At 61.9% G+C, this 20387-nt stretch carries 13 protein-coding genes; all 13 read left to right on the top strand.

Annotated features, from left to right (window positions below; translation table 11 throughout):
• Positions 1-12: 12 nt before the first annotated feature.
• The 13 genes from tssF (at position 13) to AC1DY9_RS19575 (ending at position 20356) form a co-directional block, all read left to right on the top strand.
• Positions 13-1824 (top strand): type VI secretion system baseplate subunit TssF, encoded by a 1812-nt coding sequence (gene tssF, locus AC1DY9_RS19635; protein WP_477667399.1) that lies wholly within the window; start codon positions 13-15, stop codon positions 1822-1824.
• Positions 1788-2984 carry a type VI secretion system baseplate subunit TssG gene (gene tssG / locus AC1DY9_RS19630; RefSeq protein WP_477667398.1) on the top strand — a complete coding sequence of 399 codons (1197 nt, stop codon included), beginning with the start codon at positions 1788-1790 and terminating at the stop codon, positions 2982-2984. Before tssF ends, tssG begins: the two co-directional genes overlap by 37 nt.
• Entirely contained in the window at positions 2981-5623 is a 2643-nt protein-coding gene (locus tag AC1DY9_RS19625; protein WP_477667397.1) for a contractile injection system protein, VgrG/Pvc8 family, read from the top strand. The genes tssG and AC1DY9_RS19625 overlap by 4 nt, the downstream gene beginning before the upstream one ends.
• Before the next feature lie 6 nt (positions 5624-5629).
• Positions 5630-8251 (top strand): DUF2169 family type VI secretion system accessory protein, encoded by a 2622-nt coding sequence (locus AC1DY9_RS19620; RefSeq protein WP_477667396.1) that lies wholly within the window; start codon positions 5630-5632, stop codon positions 8249-8251.
• Between the two features lie 83 nt (positions 8252-8334).
• Positions 8335-9342, top strand: coding sequence for a pentapeptide repeat-containing protein (locus AC1DY9_RS19615; RefSeq protein WP_477667395.1), 1008 nt, complete (start codon positions 8335-8337; stop codon positions 9340-9342).
• The gene (locus AC1DY9_RS19610) at positions 9339-9917 is read left to right on the top strand and encodes a DUF3540 domain-containing protein (protein ID WP_457282542.1); all 579 of its coding nucleotides are present in this window, start codon (positions 9339-9341) and stop codon (positions 9915-9917) included. Before AC1DY9_RS19615 ends, AC1DY9_RS19610 begins: the two co-directional genes overlap by 4 nt.
• 3 nt (positions 9918-9920) lie before the next feature.
• Positions 9921-10319, top strand: a complete 399-nt coding sequence (locus AC1DY9_RS19605) for a DUF4150 domain-containing protein (protein ID WP_477667394.1) — start codon at positions 9921-9923, stop codon at positions 10317-10319.
• A 2-nt stretch (positions 10320-10321) separates the two neighbouring features.
• Entirely contained in the window at positions 10322-10792 is a 471-nt protein-coding gene (locus AC1DY9_RS19600; RefSeq protein WP_457282544.1) for a hypothetical protein, read from the top strand.
• 11 nt (positions 10793-10803) lie between these two features.
• Positions 10804-12276: a type VI secretion system baseplate subunit TssK gene (gene tssK, locus AC1DY9_RS19595; protein WP_477667393.1), complete on the top strand. Its 1473-nt coding sequence runs from the start codon at positions 10804-10806 to the stop codon at positions 12274-12276.
• 11 nt (positions 12277-12287) lie between these two features.
• Positions 12288-13040, top strand: coding sequence for a DotU family type IV/VI secretion system protein (locus AC1DY9_RS19590; protein WP_457282546.1), 753 nt, complete (start codon positions 12288-12290; stop codon positions 13038-13040).
• Between the two features lies 1 nt (position 13041).
• Positions 13042-17016 carry a type VI secretion system protein gene (locus AC1DY9_RS19585; RefSeq protein ID WP_477667392.1) on the top strand — a complete coding sequence of 1325 codons (3975 nt, stop codon included), beginning with the start codon at positions 13042-13044 and terminating at the stop codon, positions 17014-17016.
• The gene (tssA, locus tag AC1DY9_RS19580; RefSeq protein ID WP_457282548.1) at positions 17013-18164 is read left to right on the top strand and encodes a type VI secretion system protein TssA; all 1152 of its coding nucleotides are present in this window, start codon (positions 17013-17015) and stop codon (positions 18162-18164) included. The genes AC1DY9_RS19585 and tssA overlap by 4 nt, the downstream gene beginning before the upstream one ends.
• Positions 18161-20356, top strand: a complete 2196-nt coding sequence (locus tag AC1DY9_RS19575; RefSeq protein ID WP_457282549.1) for a GNAT family N-acetyltransferase — start codon at positions 18161-18163, stop codon at positions 20354-20356. The genes tssA and AC1DY9_RS19575 overlap by 4 nt, the downstream gene beginning before the upstream one ends.
• Positions 20357-20387: the final 31 nt, after the last annotated feature.

The raw sequence follows: 20387 nt of genomic DNA, 5'->3' as shown, positions 1-20387 counted from the left end.
CGCTTCCAGGCCATGCAAGTCTACGGAACTCAACTCAAGGACTACTACCAGCGTGAACTGGCAGGGCTGCGTAACGACGCCGCTGCATTTGCGCAGGCCTATCCGACGGAGGCGCAGGCGCTCAAACTCGATCGCACCGGCTCGCACGATCCTCACGTGGAAATGCTGCTGCAGTCCTTTGCTTTCCTGACCGGCCGTGTGCAATATGAGTCCGAAGTCAGCAAGGCGCTGATCCCGAACGTACTCCTCGGTTACCTTTATCCGCACCTGGCGGCACCCGTGCCGTCCATGTTGATTGCTCAGGTCCGCGTCAAGCCGGACGACGCGGCCGGCGCGGTTCTGGAGCGCGGGCGGCAGGCCAGTGTGACGGCCGAGGACGGCCGGGGCCGGAAAAGCGTCTGCCGCTTTACGACAACCTGCGACTTGCCTTTGGTGCCGCTGGGCATTGTCGAGATTGACATGCTGCAGGCGGGAGATTTTCCGGTCGGGTTGAGCGACGAGCGTTGCCTGTCGGTGCTGCGTGTTCGGGTGCGCAGCCTGGGTATCGATCCGGTGAAGGCGCTCAAGAAAACCCGGTTGCGTTTTTATATCGACACCAGCCAAAAAGACGCCTGGTATTTGCAGGAGATGCTGGGCCTGCACCTGCACGCCGTTGACATCGCACAGATTGGTGGTGAGCCACTGCCAGGCGAAAACCAGAGCGCCGTCCACTGGCTCGGGTTTGGTGATGAAGAGGCCGCTCTCCCGGTCCGAAGCAACATGCATCCCGGACACCGGCTTCTCCAGGAATATTTTTCCTTTCCGGAAAAATTTATGTTTTTCGAAACCGGCGAGTTTGACCTCGCTCCGTTTGAGAATGGTTTTGACTTGTTGTTCCAGTTTGACGTGGCTTCCCATAAGGATCGCCAGCTCTCGTCACGCTCGCTCAAGCTCAACTGCGTGCCGATGGTGAACCTCTATCGTCAGCGCATGGAACCCCTGGCGCTTGACCACACGCAGTACGAATACCAGCTAACCGCAGATGTGCAGAACCGCCAAAACTGCGAGATTTACAGCATTGAGGAGCTGGTTTCCATTAGCGCCGACGGCAGCCAACGCAAGCTGGCGCCGTACTTCGAACTTGGAAATGCGCAGACGCGTGGCGCAGATGACTATTTTTATGTCATGCGGCGCGAGGAAAACCAGCTTGGCGGTATTGCCGGTACCGAGGTGTACGTATCTTTTCTTGACGTCCGGCAGCAGATGGCACTGCCGCCGGCAGAAGTGGTTGGCGGGCGGGCGCTTTGCACCAATCGCAAGCTGGCAGAACAGCTGCTGATCAAGCAATCCCTGCAGCTCGAAGGGGCGGGGCCGATCACGGTACTCGAAGTGATAAGCCGGCCTTCGCGTCACATCACCCCGGCACTGATAGGGCGACGTCCCTGGTCGCTGGTGTCCCAGCTCGGCATGAGCCACTTGTCGATGGCAGAGGGACCGCAGGCGCTCGCTGCATTCAAAAGCATGCTGCGCGACCACATCGACCCTCTGCAGACACAGGCTTTCCGCAGCATTGAAGGAATTCAGGCGCTTCAATGYCGGCCCGGCATGCGCTACACGATACGCGATGGAGTGCGGGGCTATGTGCAATGCCTCTATATCACCCTCACACTGAATCGAAAACAGTTTGAGTCGACCAGCATGCTGCTGTTCGCATCGGTGCTGCGCTACTTTCTCGCGCTCTACTCAACAGTCAACAACATGGTCTGCGTAAGCCTGGAAACCACTGACGAGAAAGGAGTACTCAAAAGATGGCCGCCAATGGTTGGGGCCCAGATCGTTCTTTGAGCCGCCGGCTCGAGCAGCGTTTTGGGGAGTTCAATTTCCTGCAGATGATCCGTCTGTGGCTGCGCCAGCCGGATGATCGTGCCGGCGGGTCAGGCCAGACCGTGCGTTTCGAGGCTGACCTTGATGCGGGCTTTCCCGCGCGCGCGGCGAGCGCAGTGCGTGTGCAGGCCATTGCATCCGGGTCCTCTGCGGTACCGGCGCTGATCGACGCCGAAGGCGATCAGCGTGACCGGCCGCAAATGCTGGCGATCACCACCCCGGACTTCTGTGTTGGCAGTGCACTCGGTCCCTTGCCCGAACCTTTTCTCGAGTGGATGCGCGAGCTGGATCGCGCAGGAAAATCCGCGACGCGCGCATTTCTCGACATTTTCAATAACCGGCTAAATCTGCTGCGTTATGAAACCCGCGCTGGCTTTGAGCCTGGGCTGAACAACGAGCGGCCTGAGCGCAGCCAGCTCGCCGAATACCTTGGCGCGCTGATGGGGGTGGACAACGCCGAGCAGGCCGGGCAAATCCCGATGCCCCAGCGCCAGTGGCTCGGCATCGGGGACTTGCTGGCGAACGGCCGGCGGTCGGCAGCCGGGCTGGTTCAGGTGCTCTCGGTGCAGCTTGGATTTCCAGTCAGGTTGCAGGCACTGGTGGGCGCATGGCGTGCAATCGATCCGGAGGATCAGCACCGCCTGGGCCGCAGTGGTCACCGGCTTGGTGTTGACATGCTGCTTGGTCGCAGCACTTGGGATCAGCAGTCGCGCATCCGGTTGACCGCAGGCCCTGTCTCATATTCCCAACTGGAGGCGCTGTTGCCGCCGCTGAAAAAAGGCACAGAACCAAAACGTTCGCTGCGTCAATGGCAACGGCTGCAACGCCAGGTCGATATCGGCAGCGAAGCGCCTGCCGTGCGCAGCTCGTATGAGGAACTGCAAGGCTTGCTACGGTTGATGCTTGACCGTCGCCACGATGCCGAGATCGAACTTTCGGTGCTTGCAGAAGAGGTGCCGCTGGCGCGGCTGGTATCGACTCAGGTCTCCGGCTTCTCCGGTATGCGCCTGGGCTTTAACGCATGGTTGAAGTCGCGGCCGACGGATAGCGCCGCTGGCATTTCGGGTGTTTATGTCGCGCGCTTTCTGGTCCCTGCTTATGAATCGGGAGCCATGACATGAACGACCGCGTCACTGGCATAACGACCGCGCTGGCTCTGCTATCGCCGGCGCCGGTCGTCTACCTGCATGTCGCGCTGTTCCTGGAGACGGGCGTCATCCTGGGTGACGGTAGCTTTCGGCTGGTCAGCTTTAAAGGGCAGGAAAGCATTTCTGATCATTTTGAGTACGAACTGGAGTTGCACGGAAACTCGGACCCCGAGAGTGGCCTTGAGCTGGCCTTTGATGACCTGCTCGGGCGACCGGTCACTGTGGGGGTTCACTACCCGGTGTTGGATGACCAGCAGCAGCCGACGCGCGAAGAAGCCAACGAGTGGTTTGACCAGGCCGTACAGGGCCAGGACGAAGGCGTGCGGTTGTCCCTGTTCAATGGCATCGTCGCATCCTTCTCAATGGAACAGCCAGGCGTCTATCGCGTGACCATGCGGCCGGCACTTTGGAAGCTTACGCTCACGAACAACTACTGCATCCATCGCCAGCTGAATGTGCGTGATGCTATTGCGGGCGTCCTGCACAAGCACAACATTGTTTTTTCGGTCGCGGCGCTGGTCGGCTCAGGAAATCTGGCAGTCGCGAGGCAGCAGGACTGGCTGCAGGCCGGTGAAAGCGACTACGAGTTCGTGCGGCGGCTCATGTCGAAAGCGCACATTTATTATTTCTACGTGACCACCGGCACTAGCCACACAGTGGTGTTCGCCAACCGGCCTGTTTATCCGGAAGCCCTGCCCGGTGGCAAGCCGCTACGCTACTGCGGCACCCAGGAAGATACTCTCGGCTTGGCTCAGCCCGACATGATCAGCGACTATCGCTTTCAGCAGAGTCTGGCCAGCAGCGCGGTGACCTCGGTGTTCACGCGCGAGGAGGCGGCCTGGGAGTCGGATGCAGTGGCCGGGTTCCAGAGTTTTCATGCACAGACCAAGCCGGCGCCTGGCGCCTTGCCATTCAACCAATACCAGATCTACCAGTACGGCTGCAGCGACGTTGAGGTCGATCACTATGCCCATGCAACGCAGGACACCCTGGATACGGGTAGCCGGCAATTCAGTGGTTCGAGCTATTGCCCCTATCTGCATTGCGGCCACCGCTTCTCGGTGACGCAGGAAGTTCGTTCAGGGCAATGGCCGTTGCAGGTCAGACCTCAGCTGGAGGGAAGGAGCTTTGTCGCAACGCAGGTTCAGCACGAGGCAACGCTCGACGGCAGCTACAGCAACAAGTTCCAGGCGGCAGACGCGCAGGGACTGGTCACGCCGTTCTCCATCCAGGAGACACAGCAAGGCAGTGTGCTCGCCAGTGTCGTCTCGGGTGGGAGCCAGGGTGTTGCGCCGGTGGGCTGGCGCTATATGCGGAAAGACAACTTTGACCCGGAGACCAGCCGCATTGTCGACAGCGAGGGTATTTCGCCGGTGCTTGAGGCGCAGGGTGTCTATGTGCGGTTCTCGACAGGCCAGGACATCTTTTCACCGGACGGTGCCGACCCGGCGGAGCCGGTCTGGGTCAAATTGGCTGCGCACATGCAGACCGTGCCGGAGATCGGTACGACCGTCATCATTACGCGCGCGCAGGATCAATCCGAGCTGCCTGAAATCCAGAGCATCATCCAGGCTAATGGCACCAAGGTCATCATGCCGTCAGGCTGGACGGCCAATACCAACGTTGGCAGCAGCTATTCGACGGCCTACGGCGACGGCAAGAGCATCCGTTTCGGCTTGCACTCCGATGCCGACCTGGACAACGCGGTTGCCATCGTCAGCCAGCAATACGACAGCGGAAAGTTCCGCGAATCGTCGTATTCGCAGGGTGCCAGCTATGGCTATTCGACCTCCGAAGACGGCGCGAACGGCCTGTTGAGCCAGTCGGATTCCTTCGGTTCGACCCACAGCACCCACAAGGGGGCGGAAAGCTGGAGCAGCACCGAGTTCGGCACGACCACCAACCACTCGCTGGTGACCGGCGACGCCACCAACACCAGCAAGACCGAAGGCACGCTCAGCAACACGACTTCGCAAAACGCCGTGTTCAATACAACCACGACCGCGAGCCAAACCAGCGAGTCGTTCACGGTCAGCAGCGTCAATCTCGACGTAACCGGCCAGCACATCTCGACCTCGGCGGTCGGCATGGCTGTCAGCGCAAGCGCGACCGGGGTGCGGCTGTCGGGCTCGATGGAGGGAATGAGCAGCAGCAGCAGCATGGTTGGCCTCAGCGACAGTGACTCGGTCGTAGGCATGAGCATGCAGACCAGCGCGACCGGTTCGAGCAGCAACGTTGCGGTGACGCTTGCTTCGGATCATGTCTCGATGACGCTGGTCGATACGGGCACCAATCTGGTTGGCGTCAGCAGCAGCACCTCTCTGACCGGTGCCAGTACTGCGATGAACCTGGTTGGCGCTCACAACGAGGTCAGCCTGACCGGCCTGTCCAGCCGGGTCAGCCTCACGGGCCAGAGCAACAGTGTTTCAGTTCTGGGGTCGAGTACTGACATCTCGCTGTCGGGCGACACCACGGCGATCTCGATGAAAGGCGCATCAACCTCGATTGAAATGACCGGGGCCGGCATCCTGGTGCAGCTCACCGCGTTGCAGGCGACGATGCAGATCACGGGCCTGAGCCTGACGATCACCGAGCTGAAGATCTATCTCTAGGCCGCCATGAAGATCATCAAGCCCTTGAGCCTAGGCCTGCTCTACAAGACATACCGGCAATCCGGCATAAACCGCCTGGTGTTGACGGCGCTGGGATTCTTTCCGCTGGGTGAAGTCAGGCCGCAGCGCTTTCTCATGGAGGGCCCGCAATGGGCCCGGGTACTGGCCGCATTGCCGGCGGGCCAGGCGCTGGACGAGGCGATGCCTAAGACCGGAGCCGAGGCCATGGTGCTGGGTCGCGCTTGCGCACCGGGAAATCGTCCGGTGAAGCATATGGAAGCACGGCTGCAAGTCGGCTCCATCGACAAGCGTCTGGCGGTTTTTGGCGACAGGCAATGGCGCTATGGCGTCTTGCCGCTCTTTGGCATCTCGCAGCCTGCGGAATTTGTACACATGCCGCTTGATTTCGCACATGCCTTCGGTGGTCCGGGCTACGAAGCCAATCCGGTTGGCTGTGGCCATGACGGCAACCGGTTCGCCGCAATGGCCGGTGCGAACGAAGGGGTTATGCCGAACGTCGAGTACGCCGCTCAGCCCGTTGACTGCCATGGGCGTCGCTATCCCCCAGCTGGACTTGGGCCCATACCTATCGATTGGGTGCCTCGCAAGCGCTATGCCGGTACTTACGATGAACGCTGGCTGCGCGAGGATTATCCCGGCTTGCCGCGAGATCTTGACTGGCGGCTTTATAACCAGGCTGCCGCCGACCAGCGCATCGCGAATCCTTTCGCGGGCGGCGAAGCCTACCTGTTACAGGGGATGCATCCGCAGATTGAGACCATCCGGGGCGCACTGCCTGAGCAGCGCGTCAAGGCTTTCGCGCTCAAAAAGGACGCTTCTCCCGCTTCGCTGGCTGAAATCGGGCTGCGCATGGACACGGTCTGGTTCCTGCCCGAACAGCAACTCGGTGTTGCGGCCTGGCGGGGCGAGATGCAGATCACCGACAGCGATGCACTGGACATTGGGGTATTGATGCTGGCTTACGAAGGCGCGGCCGAAACGCCGCGTACCTTGAACCATTACGCGGAAGTGCTCACGCTGCGCCTGGACCCCAAGACTGCACCGTTGCATGCGCTCAACGAGTCGCAACTCGCGCCGCGGCTCGATCCAGTCGATCCCGCGCTGGCTGCCGCCGAAGCCGAAGCGGCACTGAAAAAACGCCAGGACGTGCTTGACGAAGTGACGCGTGAATTTTGGCAACAAAGCGGCATGAAGCCGCCCGCGGGCTACGAGCCGCCAAAAGCCGGGCCGCCCCTGCTCCAGACACCGTCGGCGAAGGCCCTGGCCGACGGCGACATGGACTTGACCAGCCTGATGCACAGCGTCGAAAAGCTGGTGGCCAGTACCCGCGAAAACGCGGCCGCACAGCAGGCAGCATTTACTCACCAGCTAGCAGAGCTACAGGTACTGACGGGGCAGACGGATGTTCCCGCTGGGGAGCATGGAAATGCTCCGGAGTCCGGGCCGCTCTGGACGGAGGTGTTGCAGCGCGCCGATGGTACGGCGACACGAGAGGCACTGGCGCCGCTCGCGCTGGCCGCGACGCCATCCCAACATGCCGACCTTATGGCTGCCGCGCAACTCAAAAGCAAAGCCCGCCATGCGTCTCCCGTCCCGCTGTCGCCCGCGCAGGCGCTGTCGCCCGCTGTCGCGTCGCTATTGGGGGCGCAGGTGCTGGCCTGGGCGAAGGCCGGAGAAAATCTTGCGGGCCGCGACCTTGCCGGCGCGGATCTGCGCGGTGCCATACTTGCGGGCCTTGACCTTGGCGGATGCATGCTGGAGTACGCCGACCTCAGCGGTGCCGACCTGCGCGGCTGTAACCTGCGTCGCGCTGTACTGACGCAGGCGCGGCTCAATGGCGCACTACTTGATGAGGCCAACCTTGATGAGGCCAATCTCTGCAGCAGCCACGCATGCGAAGCGAGTTTTCGCGGGGCGAGTCTTTGTTCGGCCCGTGCTTCCAAGGCGACCTGGAGACAAGCTTGCGGCTCCGATTGCGACCTGTCAGCCGCTCAACTCGACGATGCAGATCTTTGCGGCGCAAACTTCGATCGCGCGACGCTGGATACAACAATTTTCAACCAGGCCAAACTGGCTGGAAGTAGCTGGTGCGGTGCCTCGTTCAACAAATGTGTTGCCTGGAAGCTGCAGGCCCAGGGGGCCAATTTTTCGGGTTCGAGATGGGAGAGAAGTGCACTGATCGGTTCCGACCTGTCGGCCAGTAAATGGAGGGAGGCCCGACTGGTCCAGGTCCAGGGGAATGACAGCGACTGGCGTGGCGCCGACCTGTCCGGATTGCGCGCTGAACGCGGAAGCTGGACGCAAAGCCAGTTGCAGGGTGCGCGGCTCGACGGCGCTTTCATCATGGCGTGCGATATGAGTCGGGCTGACCTTAGTGCCGCCAGCCTTGACGGTGCCTGCCTGCCGCGCACGCTCATGATGAAGGCACAACTGCCCGGTGCGAGTGCCGTGGGCACCGACTTCTACCAGGCGTTGTTGCGAAAGGCTGACTTTGGAAAAGCCGATCTGCGCGACGCCAGCCTGTATGAAGCCGAACTCACCGAGGTCTGCCTGGTTGATGCGGACACACGCGGTGTACGTCTGGATGCGCGCAGGAGGCTCGCGTGAGCAGAATTTACAGCCAGGCCTCCGCCCAGGATTGGGCCGAGATCCAGCGCTTGGTGCGGCTTGGCCGTCCGGTGCGTGGCCAGATGCTGGCCGGACTGGATGCAAGCGGCCACGATTTCACAGGTGCGGTTTTCAGCGGCTGCCAGCTGGCGGGTTCGCATTGGGCCGGTGCCCAGCTGGAGGGAGCGTCCTTTATTGATTGCGAACTCGGCGCGGCCGACTTTTGCGATGCCGGGTTGCGCCGCACCGCTTTTTGCCAGAGCCGCCTGGCTGGTAGCGATTGGCGTGGTACGGCCGGCACAATGCTGGCCTTCAGTCAGTGTGACCTCCGCCAAAGTCGTTGGGACGGTGCGAGCCTTGAGAAATCCATGTTGACGAAGTGCGACATCGGCGGCTCTTTCTGGATTGAGGCGCGCTTGCTGCGCAGCGCATTTGCGGATTGCCAGTGGGGCGGCAGCGACTGGCAGGGTGCCGAATTGCAGCAGGTAAGCCTGAACGAAGCACAACTGCAGGAAGCCAGGCTCGCTGGCATGCGTGCCAGCACCAGCCTGTTTATCAAAGCCAGCTTCGCCGGGCAGAAACTGGCCGGTGCCAGCTTGTTGCGTTGCACTTTGCAGGGTGCCGATTTTTCAGGTGCTGATCTGAGCCGCGCCAGCATCCGTGAATCGAATTGTGCCGAAGCCCGCTTCAGTGCGACGCTGATGAACGGCATTGACGCTACGCGCTGCCAGTTCGTAAAAGCGAAGTTTGACCGGGTAAATCTTGACGGCGCCCAACTCGAGGGTGCGGTATTGCAAAAAGCCCAACTCAACGGAGTTTCGCTGCGCGGAGCCGGATTGGTGAAAACGATCTGGGATCACAGCAGGCTTGACAGTGTCGTTTTCGCGGGATCGGACTTGCAGTTTGCCCAGTTCGCGCATGCGAATGGCGGGGCAATGGATTTCCGGTACTGCAAGCTCGACCGTACGAGTTTTCACTGTGCGGTCTGGACCGGTGCCGATTTCACCGGTGCCAACGTAGCCGCTGCCCTGGGTACCCAGGAGGCGCGCGCTGCCGCCGAAAAACGTTCACTTGAAATGGAAGCAGCATGAAACAGGCAACACAACAGCTTGACCTTCCCGTGCGCGCCGCAACCGTGCACGGCTGGGGAGAGGCGAGCATAGGCCGGTCACTCGGACAAGCGCAGTGGCGGCTGGCGGACGGCCGGCTTGCGTTACAAGCGGTTTCCTGCCTGCTCACACCCCTGCCAGGTGACACGGTGGCCGTGCTGCAAAGTGCTTCGGGCTTGTTTGTGACCCATATTTTGCTGCGTCCGCAGCCGGCCGCGGACACGCCGGGCGCAGGCCGTGCCGAGCTTTCCGTGCCGGGTGCGGAGCTTATGGCGATCACCCAGCCAGCTTTTGAGCTGGCCTGCACCCGTCAAATCGCACTGCGTTGTCTTGGTGACGTCGAGCTGACGTCGGCCAGCGGCTCCGTCAGCGTCAACGCAAGGGATTTCCTGGCGTCCGTCAGTGAGACCATGGTGCAGTCGGCACGCCATCTCGTAACGCGTGTCGAGCACGGGATCATGCAGGCCTCGGCGCTGCTGCGGCTCCATGGGCGGCAGGCGTTGGTCACGGCCGAAGAAGACATCAAGCTCGATGCTGAACGCATCAGTCTGGGATGAACCATGTTCGCCAACACGAACCTCTGCGTCATCAATTTCGCGTTTCCCGACGTCTGTCTGGTGCCTACGCCGGTGGGGCCGGTGCCCATTCCGTTTCCCAATATCGTCATCACGATTTCGCACATTCCTTCGCAGGCCTGCGTGATCGTCGGCGGCGGACTCGCTGAAAACCTGGTGACGCAGGGCACGTTGAGCAACGGCGACGAGCCTGGCGTCAACCTGGGCGTGGTTTCGGGCATGGAAATTGGGCCGGACCGATACCTCATGGGTAGCTTCAAGGTCGCGATGGGCGGTGTGTTTGCGACACGGCTGACCAGTGTGGTCGGGCAGAACGGCATGATAGGCAACGCGATCGGCATGTCGATCACACCTTCGCAGGTATGCGTGATGGTGCTGGGATGATCATGCGCATCGTCAACGCTTTTCTCGGCACAGCGGCATTGCTGGCTGTTTCCGGCTGCGGTTTTATCAGCTACGCGCTGGGCTACAGCCCTACTACGCCGCTAAAGACGCTGAACATCGTCGCCGAACTCGATGCCAATCAGAATATGGGAACCGAGGTCGACCTGGTGTTTGTCTTCGACAAGAACGCGGCGGCCGTCTTGCCGAAGACCTCACCCGACTGGTTTGCCAATCGCGACGCGCTGCAGGCCGGTCTGGCCAGCGGCATCGCAGTGCTTGGTGTGCAGGTTGTCCCTGGCAGCACGGTCACCAACCAGCCCCTGCCCATTGGTTATGGCAAGGCCGTCTATGTCTACAGCTACGCAAGCTATGTGAGCGCCGGCGGTCAGGCTGTCGCCAACATCACTGCCTACAAATGCGCATTGATCACCCTGCGTAGCACGCAGATCAGCTATACGAGCTGCCTTTCATGATTGGAGAACCCATGCCTGAAACCATTTCAGCGCCTAAAGCCGCCCAGCCCGCAGCGAAGCTGTTCTCAGCTGCGGCCGGTCCGGCCTTGCCCGACAGTGTCCAGTGGATCGAAGGGATGTTGCTGTCACCCCAGCATTTTCAGCAGAGCGATGTTTACTGGCAGGAGCAGTTGAGGTACCGGCTATCGTGCGTCGCGCCGGATTTTTGGGGATTGAGCCTGCTGCAGCTGGATATGGTGAAGCTCAAGGCCGGTATCGTCGCAATCAAACGGCTTGAATGCATCATGCCAGACGGCACGCCGGTCGTGTTTCCCGGCTCGTACACCGGAAAAGCGCTCGAACTTGATGTCACCGCGCAGTTGCAGCGCACGCCGGATGGGGTGCGGTTGTCGCTGATCATGCCTGTGCGGGGCAACGCCTCCAATCACTGGAATACGACACCGGCGCGCAATGAGGTTGTGCACGGCCTGGTATCGCTTGACGAGAACACCCTGACCGGATCGGTGCCGGTCGACCGCCTGCGGCCGGCGATCTCGCTGTCAGCCGAAGTTGCAGCCCCGGCCGGCTACGAGGTCTGTCCCTTGTTCGAGTTGTTCCGGCGCGAAGAAAACAGGCATGTCGAATTCAAGCCCTACCACCCGCCCATGCTGTGCTGGCAGGCCGGCGATTTTCTCAAGGCAACCGGCTTGCGGCACCGGCTCCAGCTGCTCAATGAAGCGCTGTGGCTCAAGCTGCGCGAATTGGGCGCTAACCGGGAAAGCGACGGCCCCGAGGACGATGAATTGCAGGGCGCCCATTTCCGCAAGCACCTGGAGATGGCCCGACGGCTGGCTGCCGTGCTGCCGCAGTTCAGCCTCATCGTGCAGCGCCCCGAGTCGAGCCCGCGCGCGGTCTACGACAGCCTGGCGCTCCTGCTTGGCACGATGGCATCGTTCGGCGCCAATCCCATCCCGCCTGTGCTGGACGCTTATCAGCACGATGACTGTTCGCCACAGTTCCGGCGTGCGCTGGACTATGTGGTACGCAAGCTCAGCTATATCAATACCAGTTTCGAGCTGCAGCCGTTTGAACGCCATGCCGACGGTACTTTTACACATGTGTTGCCTCCTGACGCGGGTGAACAACTGCTTGTCGAGCTCAGGCCGCAAGGCGGCCAGGGCCTGGGGGCCGATGGACGCGCGTCAATGGAACGCTGGTTGCTTGACGCCTGCATCGCGAGCGAGGCGTTGCTGCCTGCCGCAGCCCGGTTGCGCGTGACCGCGAGGCCGCACCTCTTGACCGCTGAGGAGTTGGCGAAACGCAACCTGCGTTCGGGAGCGGCCTTGTTCGCGATCGACAACCAGGTCCTGCAGCTCAAAGAAGGCGATACCAGGCTGTTCGGCCCAGGGCAAAACCTCGTCATTAGCGGTGACAAGAAGTCGCCGGGAACCCCGCCCGCGATGATTCTGCTTTATCGTGCGCGCGCTGCAGGCACGCGGACCTGAAAGACGCAGCCATGCAGCCTGCTGCTATGCCCGAAATGCCGCTCCTGAGCTGCTTTGCGCAGTTCTATGAGGAGGTTGCGCGCGTGCGGCAGGAAAGCGAACGCGGGTCGCTGCAAGCCTACCTGGGGGTCTCTGGTGCGGCACCGGCCGAGCCGGCCGAACTCGCGGGCCGTGTGAGCCTGCGCCTGGCCGACCTTCTGGCCGGCCAGGCACGCGATATGCGGGCTACCGCGAGTGAAGCGCAGCAACGCGCCTATACGGCAGCCAGCTATGTGATGGTGGTGCTGGCTGACGAGATTTTCATCCTTGAACTCTCGTGGCCGGCGCAGGATGCCTGGCTCGAGGTTTTGCTTGAGCACCGGCAGTTCGGTTCGCGCCAGGCTGGGCGCCGCTTCTTCGACATGGCGGAGCAGGTGCTGGCTGTGGTGTCCCGATCCCATTTGCATCGCGATCTCGCTGCCTGCTTTCTGCTCGCGCTGCAGCTTGGGTTCAAGGGAATGCATCGGGGCACGCAGGGCCAGCTGTTCCTGGACACACTGCGCCAGCGACTATACCGTTTTGTCAACGGCCGACCGGCAGAGTCTGACGGCAGGCTGTTTGTGCAAGCCTATGAACACACGGTCAAGTCGACTGCCGATGCGCGGGTCGCGCCCCTGCGCCCGTGGTTGCGTCTGGCGATGGGTTATGCACTTGGCTTTGTGCTGATGTCGTCGGCGCTCTGGCTATGGCTGATCCAGCCGCTGGTCAAGGTTGCGGGTGTCTGAGATGAGCAGCATCAGCAGTATCTGGTTTGGCGTGCTTGCCGCAGTCGCCAGTGCACTCGGAATCCTGGTGCTTTGGTTGATAGTGCGCTCGCGCCAGGCCAAATTGATAGTTGCGGCCGGTGCCATCAAGCCCGTTTTGAAGGGAAGTTTCTGGCGAACGCGCTGGCAGTCGTTCCTGGCCTGGTTGCGCGGGCTGCGGACCGTGCTGTCCAGAACCGCACGGGAGCGCTACCGACAAACCTGGGTCATCATGATCGGGCAGGCCGGCGCTGGTAAAAGCAGCTTGATCGCTTCGTTGCGACAGGTCCGGCAACAGCCAGACGCACAGGCGGCGACGATCGCCGGCGTCCCCCACACAGCCTGGCACAGCCTGGCACAGGGTGAACTCATAGACCCGCAAGGCAAGCTCAGCGCTGCCGGTCAAACCGGATCCGACGCGGCAGATTGGCAAGCCGTACTGCGCGGACTCGTCCACCTGCGCCCCGAACGTGCACTTGACGGGGCGCTATTGGTGGTTTCCTCCCGTAACTTGCTGGGCATGGGCCGTGAGAGTGTGCTTCAACTCGCGCTCGATGCCCGGCGACAGCTCGACGACCTGCGTGCCGCCACCAGCCTGGCTTTGCCGGTCTACGTGATCGTCAGCCAGTGCGACGCGGTCGATGGATTTGCTCCGTATTGGCGTCTGCAGGGGCGTTCGCAGAGGGAAAGCATGTTCGGCTGGTCGGCGCGCGACGGCCTGTTGCAGTCCGGCCCGGTACAGTGGATTGACGAGGCATTTGTTGACATCGGTGAACGACTCAAGGAAATCCAGGTAGAGGCCGCTGCGGCGCAGGAGCAGATTGCCGACGCTGATGCGTTTTTTCTGTTTCCGAGGCATTTCGAGCGTTTGCATGCGCCCTTGCGTGATTACCTGGCCGAGGTCTTTCACGACACGGCGACGACGCAGCCTGCACTGTGCCGAGGTGTCTATTTCACAGGCTGCACCGAAGACACCGGCGCACCAGCTGGCATGCCGCGTGCCGATGTCTCGTTTGCCGAAGACGTCCTGACGCAAAAGGCGTTGGGGGAGTGTGGGCTGGCGCGCGCCACGCTGGCGTCATTCTGGTCGCGTGAGCCGGGGCTGCTGCGGCTTCAGCAAGCCTGCATCGTGCTGGCCGGGTTGCTGCTGTTGGCACTGGTGTTATCGGGCTGGCGGCTGCAGCGCCAGGTTGATGGTCTGGGTCGCAGCATCGCCGCGCTCTACCAGTCGCAGGCGCTGGCAGGTGCACAGGAGAGCTGCGCCGGCCGCCCATTGATTGACGATGCGCTGTCCCGGGCCTCGGCCCTCGATATCGACCTGGTGTTCGCGACGATGCCGCTGTCCTGGGTCGATCGGCGTGCCAGCAACAACGCGGTGCAGGCTGTCTCCAGTACCGTGATGGCGCGCACGGTGTTTCCGGCGCTGGCTTGCGGCCTGCAGGCGCGGGTCGCGCGGCTCGACGCTGGTCTGGTCGCGGCTTCCGAGCCAACGCTTGCCGGTATCACAGTCAACAACTCGGCGTATGCCAAAACCCGCGCCAACCTGAAGGTGCTTGCGCTGGAGGTGAACAACCTGGAAGACAAGCTCCAGCGTTTCGCACGCTTGACTGCCATACCCGCCGAATCCACCGTCCGCAAGCTGGATGATCTCAACCTGATTTATCTCTACGTCTACGGAGCGGGATTGCCCCTTGCTGCGGCGCGGCCCGGCGGCGTGGTTGCCGCTTCGCTCGAGCAGGTGCCTTACAGCGGCGTGGTGAATGTGCCCGAGCGTTCGCGCGGCAACTGGGCGCGCCAGTTGGCGAATTCCAGCCGGCAACTGCATGTCGATTTGCTTGCTGAGGCCTCGATGGGCCCCAGCCTCCTGGCCAGGGTTGATCCGGCAAAAGGGCCGCTTGTTGACAACACCAGGCGGTTCACCTCATGGCTGGTCTGGGTCGCCAAATCATGGGTGCCATCGGACCCGAACAACAACCCCTGCGCCGATGACGCGAAGGAACTGCGGCAACTGCTGTCGCCCCTCGTGACACAGTACAGCTATCCGAAAGACCTGTTGGCAGGTGACGGCGGTTTTGATGAGGCAAGGTGCTACAACCCGGCCATGCAGGTGCTGCGTGGCATGCAGCTTTCGCCCTACGGGCCTCTGCTCATCGCACAGGGCCGGAGTCTCGTCATGAATCCGGCACTGTCGGCAGAGGTACGCGGCCTCGAAAGCCTGCTACAGCAGACTTTCATGCAGGTCCGGAACCCGCAGGCCTTCGCCTGCGTGAGTTCAGCGCCCGGCTGGCGCCTGGCAGACCTCGGCCGGTCCATGAATTACGCTGCTGATTACCAGCGATTCGCAGCAGGCCAGGGACTGCCGCCTCTCGGTGCGCCGGCAACCAGCAAGCCGCTGTTCGACCGGCTTGCGAGGGCGCAGCTTGAGCAGGTCATGAATGACGCGATGCGCTCGGCGCAGTCGGCTGCAACTGAGTTGTTCGTGCCTCAGGGACTTGACGCGGTCTCGGCGGCAGACCAGCAGCTTTTGCAGCAGAGTGGCGATTTTTCGCGCGCACTGGATCCGCTGATCGGCAACCTGCGGCTCTATACCCAGTTCGGCTTTACCGCGAGCGCAGGACGCGTTTCACAGTGCGCGCGGGACTTTTCGTCGGATGCTCTCGGCCGCGTCTCGGGCCTTGTGAGTGGCAGCCGGCTTTATGACCCCGAGGCCGGTCCTGCCGACGGCCTGCTCGTGAACCTGGGCACCACGCCGGTGATACGCGACTACCTCGCGCGGCAGGTTGCGCGCGCTCAGGTACTCGCTGGCTACGCTGATCCTTTCGTGAATCTGTTGCGCAACACTGACGGCGTCAACGATGCGCAGCGCGACAACGCACAAACCTTGCCGTACTGGAGTAATACGATCAATGAGGTCACCAGTTACGTGCAGTTCAAGGACCCGGGCAAGCAAGTTGGCGCTCTCGACACGCTTTTCCTCAAGACCATTGCCGATCTCACCTATGCGAACTGCGGCAAGGTGCTGGCGGCCTACCAGCCAGCCGACTACGGGAACGACATGTTCTCGGAGAGGCGGCGCGACCTGATTGCGCAACTGAACCTGCGCTGTGTCGACCGTCGTACCGAACAGGCAACCACTGCCTACGATGCCCTGGCCAAACGCTTCAACAGCCGGCTCAAGGGGCGATTCCCGTTCGGCGAAACCAGCAGTCCGGACGCCTCGCTGGCGGAGGTGCAGACCTTTTTCAGTGACTACGCCGCGCAACGCGAATCGCTGCAACAGTCGCTGTCCGGCCTGAGCACCCCTGGCTGGGTCGTTTCGGCACGCGGGTTCCTCAGTGAACTCGATGCAGCCGATCAGTTTCTGCGGCCAGGCTTGGGTATAGGCGCAGCACCGCAGCCTCTAAAGCTCGACATCACTTTCCGTGCGCTACCCCAGGAGTCGCCTGGCAGTGAACAGGTCGTGAGCTGGGTTGTGAGCTCAGGTTCTCGGGTGGCGAGCTATCCGGGTGGAAAGCCGCCGACCGTGGACTGGAGCTACGGCCAGGTGCTCGCGCTTGATCTGAATTGGGCCGAGCTGTCTGTTTGGCGACCGGCCGCATACCCGGTGCAAAGTGGCTACCGGGTCGAAGGCAGCACAGCTTCGTTCACTGAAAGCGGGAACTGGGCGTTGCTGCGCATGCTGCAGCGCTACCAGCCTGTGCCGGCACGACCGGCTGATCCCCTCAAGCCGGGCAAGGCGTTGCTCGAATTCAGTGTGCCGATACAGCGCACGACCCAGGCGACACCCACAACAGCCCCGGCAGTCACGACGGGCCAGGCCACGTTCTACCTCGGCTTGACCCTGTCTGGCACCGATCCGAAATCCCAGGCCAGTACCAGCCTGGTCTGGCCGGGACCTTTTCCCAGGTCTGCACCGCAGCGGCAAGATGTTTCCACGCAAAAGCGAGCAAAACCATGAACACTGAATTGATGACCCGATCACAGCGTTACTTCGGCGAACGGCTTGGATGTTCGCTCGAGACCTTGCTCGACCCGATCGACGCGGGCAATCCCGCCGGTTATTCGGTTAAAGGCAATGGTGTCTACAACACCATCCAGAACGCCAGACGCGAGGACGATGCGAGTTTGCCGTTGGGTCCGTGGGAGCACAAGCTCAAGCGAGCGGACTGGCCAGTAGTGAGCCGTGTCGCCACCGAGGCCCTTTGTTCCAAATCCAAGGACCTGCAGGTCGCTGCCTGGCTGCTTGAGGCCGAAGTGAACCAGCATGGGTTTTCCGCGATAGCTCCCAGCCTTTTGCTGCTTGATGGCTTGTTGCGTGATTACTGGGACGATCTCTATCCCCAGGACGCTGACTCCGGCGGCGAACACCGAGCCAACATCCTGCGTTCGCTCAACAACCGTTTGCCGTTTGTGCTCAAGCAGCTCGCCATGACTTCAACGGGCATGCATCGCAATTACAACCTCGCCGATTGGGAAGTTGCCATGCACCGCGAACGGTTGGCCCCGGCCGCCGCGGCCGCAGCTAACAGCGCTGATGAGGAGGAGCATGCCAGCACGGAAACGATCACTGCAGCGATGGCCGCGACGCCCCTGGCCTGGTATCAGGCGCTGCACCAGCAGTTGAATGATGCGCTCGGTGCGATGCAACTGCTCAGAGACAGCATCGACCGCCACTTCGCGGTGGACGGACCGAGTCTGTCGGCGCTGGCCGGCTTGCTGGCTCAACTGTACGCATTGGCCGAATCCGAGCTGCAGCGGCGCGGGATAACGCTGGCGGCCGCAGGCGGCGAATCCGGGCCGGGGCCAGGTACCGTCGCGGGATCCGATGAGACGGCCATCATGGATGACCAGACGTGGGCCGGCGTTGCCGTACCGCGGTCCATTGATGACCGGCGCCAGGTCTACGCCATGCTGGAGCAACTCGGGGACACACTGCTCAAGATGGATCCGCACAGCCCGGCGCCCTACCTGATACGCCGGGCGATCGAATGGGGAAGGCTCAACACGGCCGAGCTCTACCAGGAGGTGTTTATCCGTCTTGGCGGCCAACTCAATATCTTCGAATTGGTGGGGCTTGAAACACCCGCAGCGCGGGAGGAAACATGATCGCATCATCTGAACCCCAAGGGCTTCTCGTACCGGTTTCCCCGGGGACTGATCCGTCGGCTCCGTCAGTGGCGATGGATATCGCCGCTTCGGTCTGGAAAAACCTTTGCGAACTGCCGACCCTTCTGTTTAAGGAGCGTTCGGGCATTGCTGCCGCCCTGACCGGCCCGCGCCTGGGGTGCACCTGGGCGCGTGCCGTAGTTATGTACTGGAGCAGGCTTGAACGCCTGGGTGGCCTGGACTTGTCGCAACCACTCTACATCCTGAACATGGGTCCGGATGACGGCGCCCTGGCTGCGGTGCTGTTGACCACTTTGCGCGATGAGATGCATGCCTGCGGCATGCTCGGCTGGCCCGTCCGGTATGTGCTGTGCCCCCTGGCGGGTGAAGAACCGGCACTGGCGCTGCTCAAACAGCCAGCACTTCAGCCTTTTGTCGCGCGCGGCTGGCTTGACCAGGCAAGCTGGCAGGCTCGGCGCGGCCACCCGCTTTTGCTCGGTGCGAACCGCTTTGCCTTGTTCGGATCACGCAACCCGGTGGTCGCGATGACGGCAGGCGGGTTCTCCGCATTGCCGGCAGAACTGTACGGTGTGCACTACGGCGAACTATTGCAGGCGCGGGTTCAGGCGCAGCCAGACGGCGAAGGTCGTTTCGCGCTGACTTCTGAATGGCAGGCTTTGGCGGAGGATGAGCTTGCCTCAGCCGCTTCCGCGCTGCTGGGCCATTACCGCGCCAGCCTGATCAGTGCCACTGTTCTACTTTCAAACGCCGCACTGTCCTTGCTGGATGCGCTTGCCGATTTTTCTGCCGGGCGCTATTTGCTGCTGGCGGCAGACCAGGGAGTCGCCGATGAGCGGCAGATCAGGCTTAACTGCATGGCGCTTCCTGAGCAACTCGCTCCTGGCGAACTGTACTTCCCCGCCAATTTTCATGCACTTGGGATGCATCAGGAAAGCGCTGGAGCGCATGTTGCGCATCTGGAGTGGGGCGCATCGGGATGCATTCAGCATATGGCCTGCCGCGACGATGCCATCGGCATGGATGCCGCAAGCTGGAGCAGTCTGATCGATACGGTAGATGAAGACCATCCAGCGGAGCGCTGGTGGCACGGGGCTCCCCACAGCCCTGTGGGGAGCGTTGACGAAATCAATTTTCGCCTTCGCTGCTCGGGTCATGATCCCTGGGCTCTCCAATCCATCCTCGACAGCCTTGATCTTCGCCTGCTGGACGCTGCGGACGAAGGTGCACTGCAAACACTGCATCGCAGCCTGGCACGCACATGGCAGCAGATGACACCGCGTCAGCGTTGTGATGCGGGGCTTGGCCTTGCAGGCCTGCTGGTGCATGTGGGTCAGTGGGCGCTGGCACGTGATGTGCTCGCCGCGACTCCCGACAGCGATTCGCCGACGGCTTCTCGCATCGATCAGCTGCTGCTGCGTGCGCGACTGGAGGCGGAAACCGGGCGCAGCGCCACCGCATTGCGCGTCGTACGGGAATGTCTGCGCCTGGATGCCGGTCACCCTGAGGCGCAAGGCATGCATGAGCTGCTGGAGCGCCGGCTGGCCAATTGGCAGGCCAGCAACTGGTATGAAGCCGACGCGATGCGCGACGATGAGCTCTCGCTCGAGCCACTTGATGTCCTGCATATCCCGGCATGGCTGCATCAATACCGGGACCCGAACATCGCCGTGGTGGCCGGATTGCCGCCAATTACCTGTGAAGCGGAGGCGCAAACCTATCTTGCCCATGTAGGCGGCAGCGAGGGGACCGAATATGCAGTGGTTCACCGGAATTTCGGTTTTGTCGGTGCCGTCGGTTTGCGCCGCGAGGCTGATATGGCGCATATCCATTTCTGGATAGGTGTCGATCATCAAGGCACTGGCTTTGGTGCGCGTGCGGTGCGATTGCTGACGGCAAGCCTCGCCGGCGGACCGGTACGGCACCTGTTCACCTCGGTACACGAGGGCAACACGCGCTCGCACCGGCTGCTTGAGAAAGCCGGGTTTGACACGCTCGGGCACGAGTCGCGTGGCGACGATGTGGGTTACCGGTTCATGCACCTCGCGCTGCCTGGGGCGCTTGCCTGCACCAATGACGAACTCGAATTACGCCTTGCGGCGATCTGCGATTGCATCGGAGAGCCGCTGGTGACCGGTCAAACTCTCATAGGGGGAAGTGTTCATGCTGTCTAGATTTCTGCTAGCTCGCGCAGCACCAACTACC

Source organism: Polaromonas sp. P1_F6 (assembly GCF_056405695.1).
The sequence above is the reverse complement of the archived record's forward strand: the minus strand, read 5'-3'. Positions and strand labels throughout refer to the sequence as shown.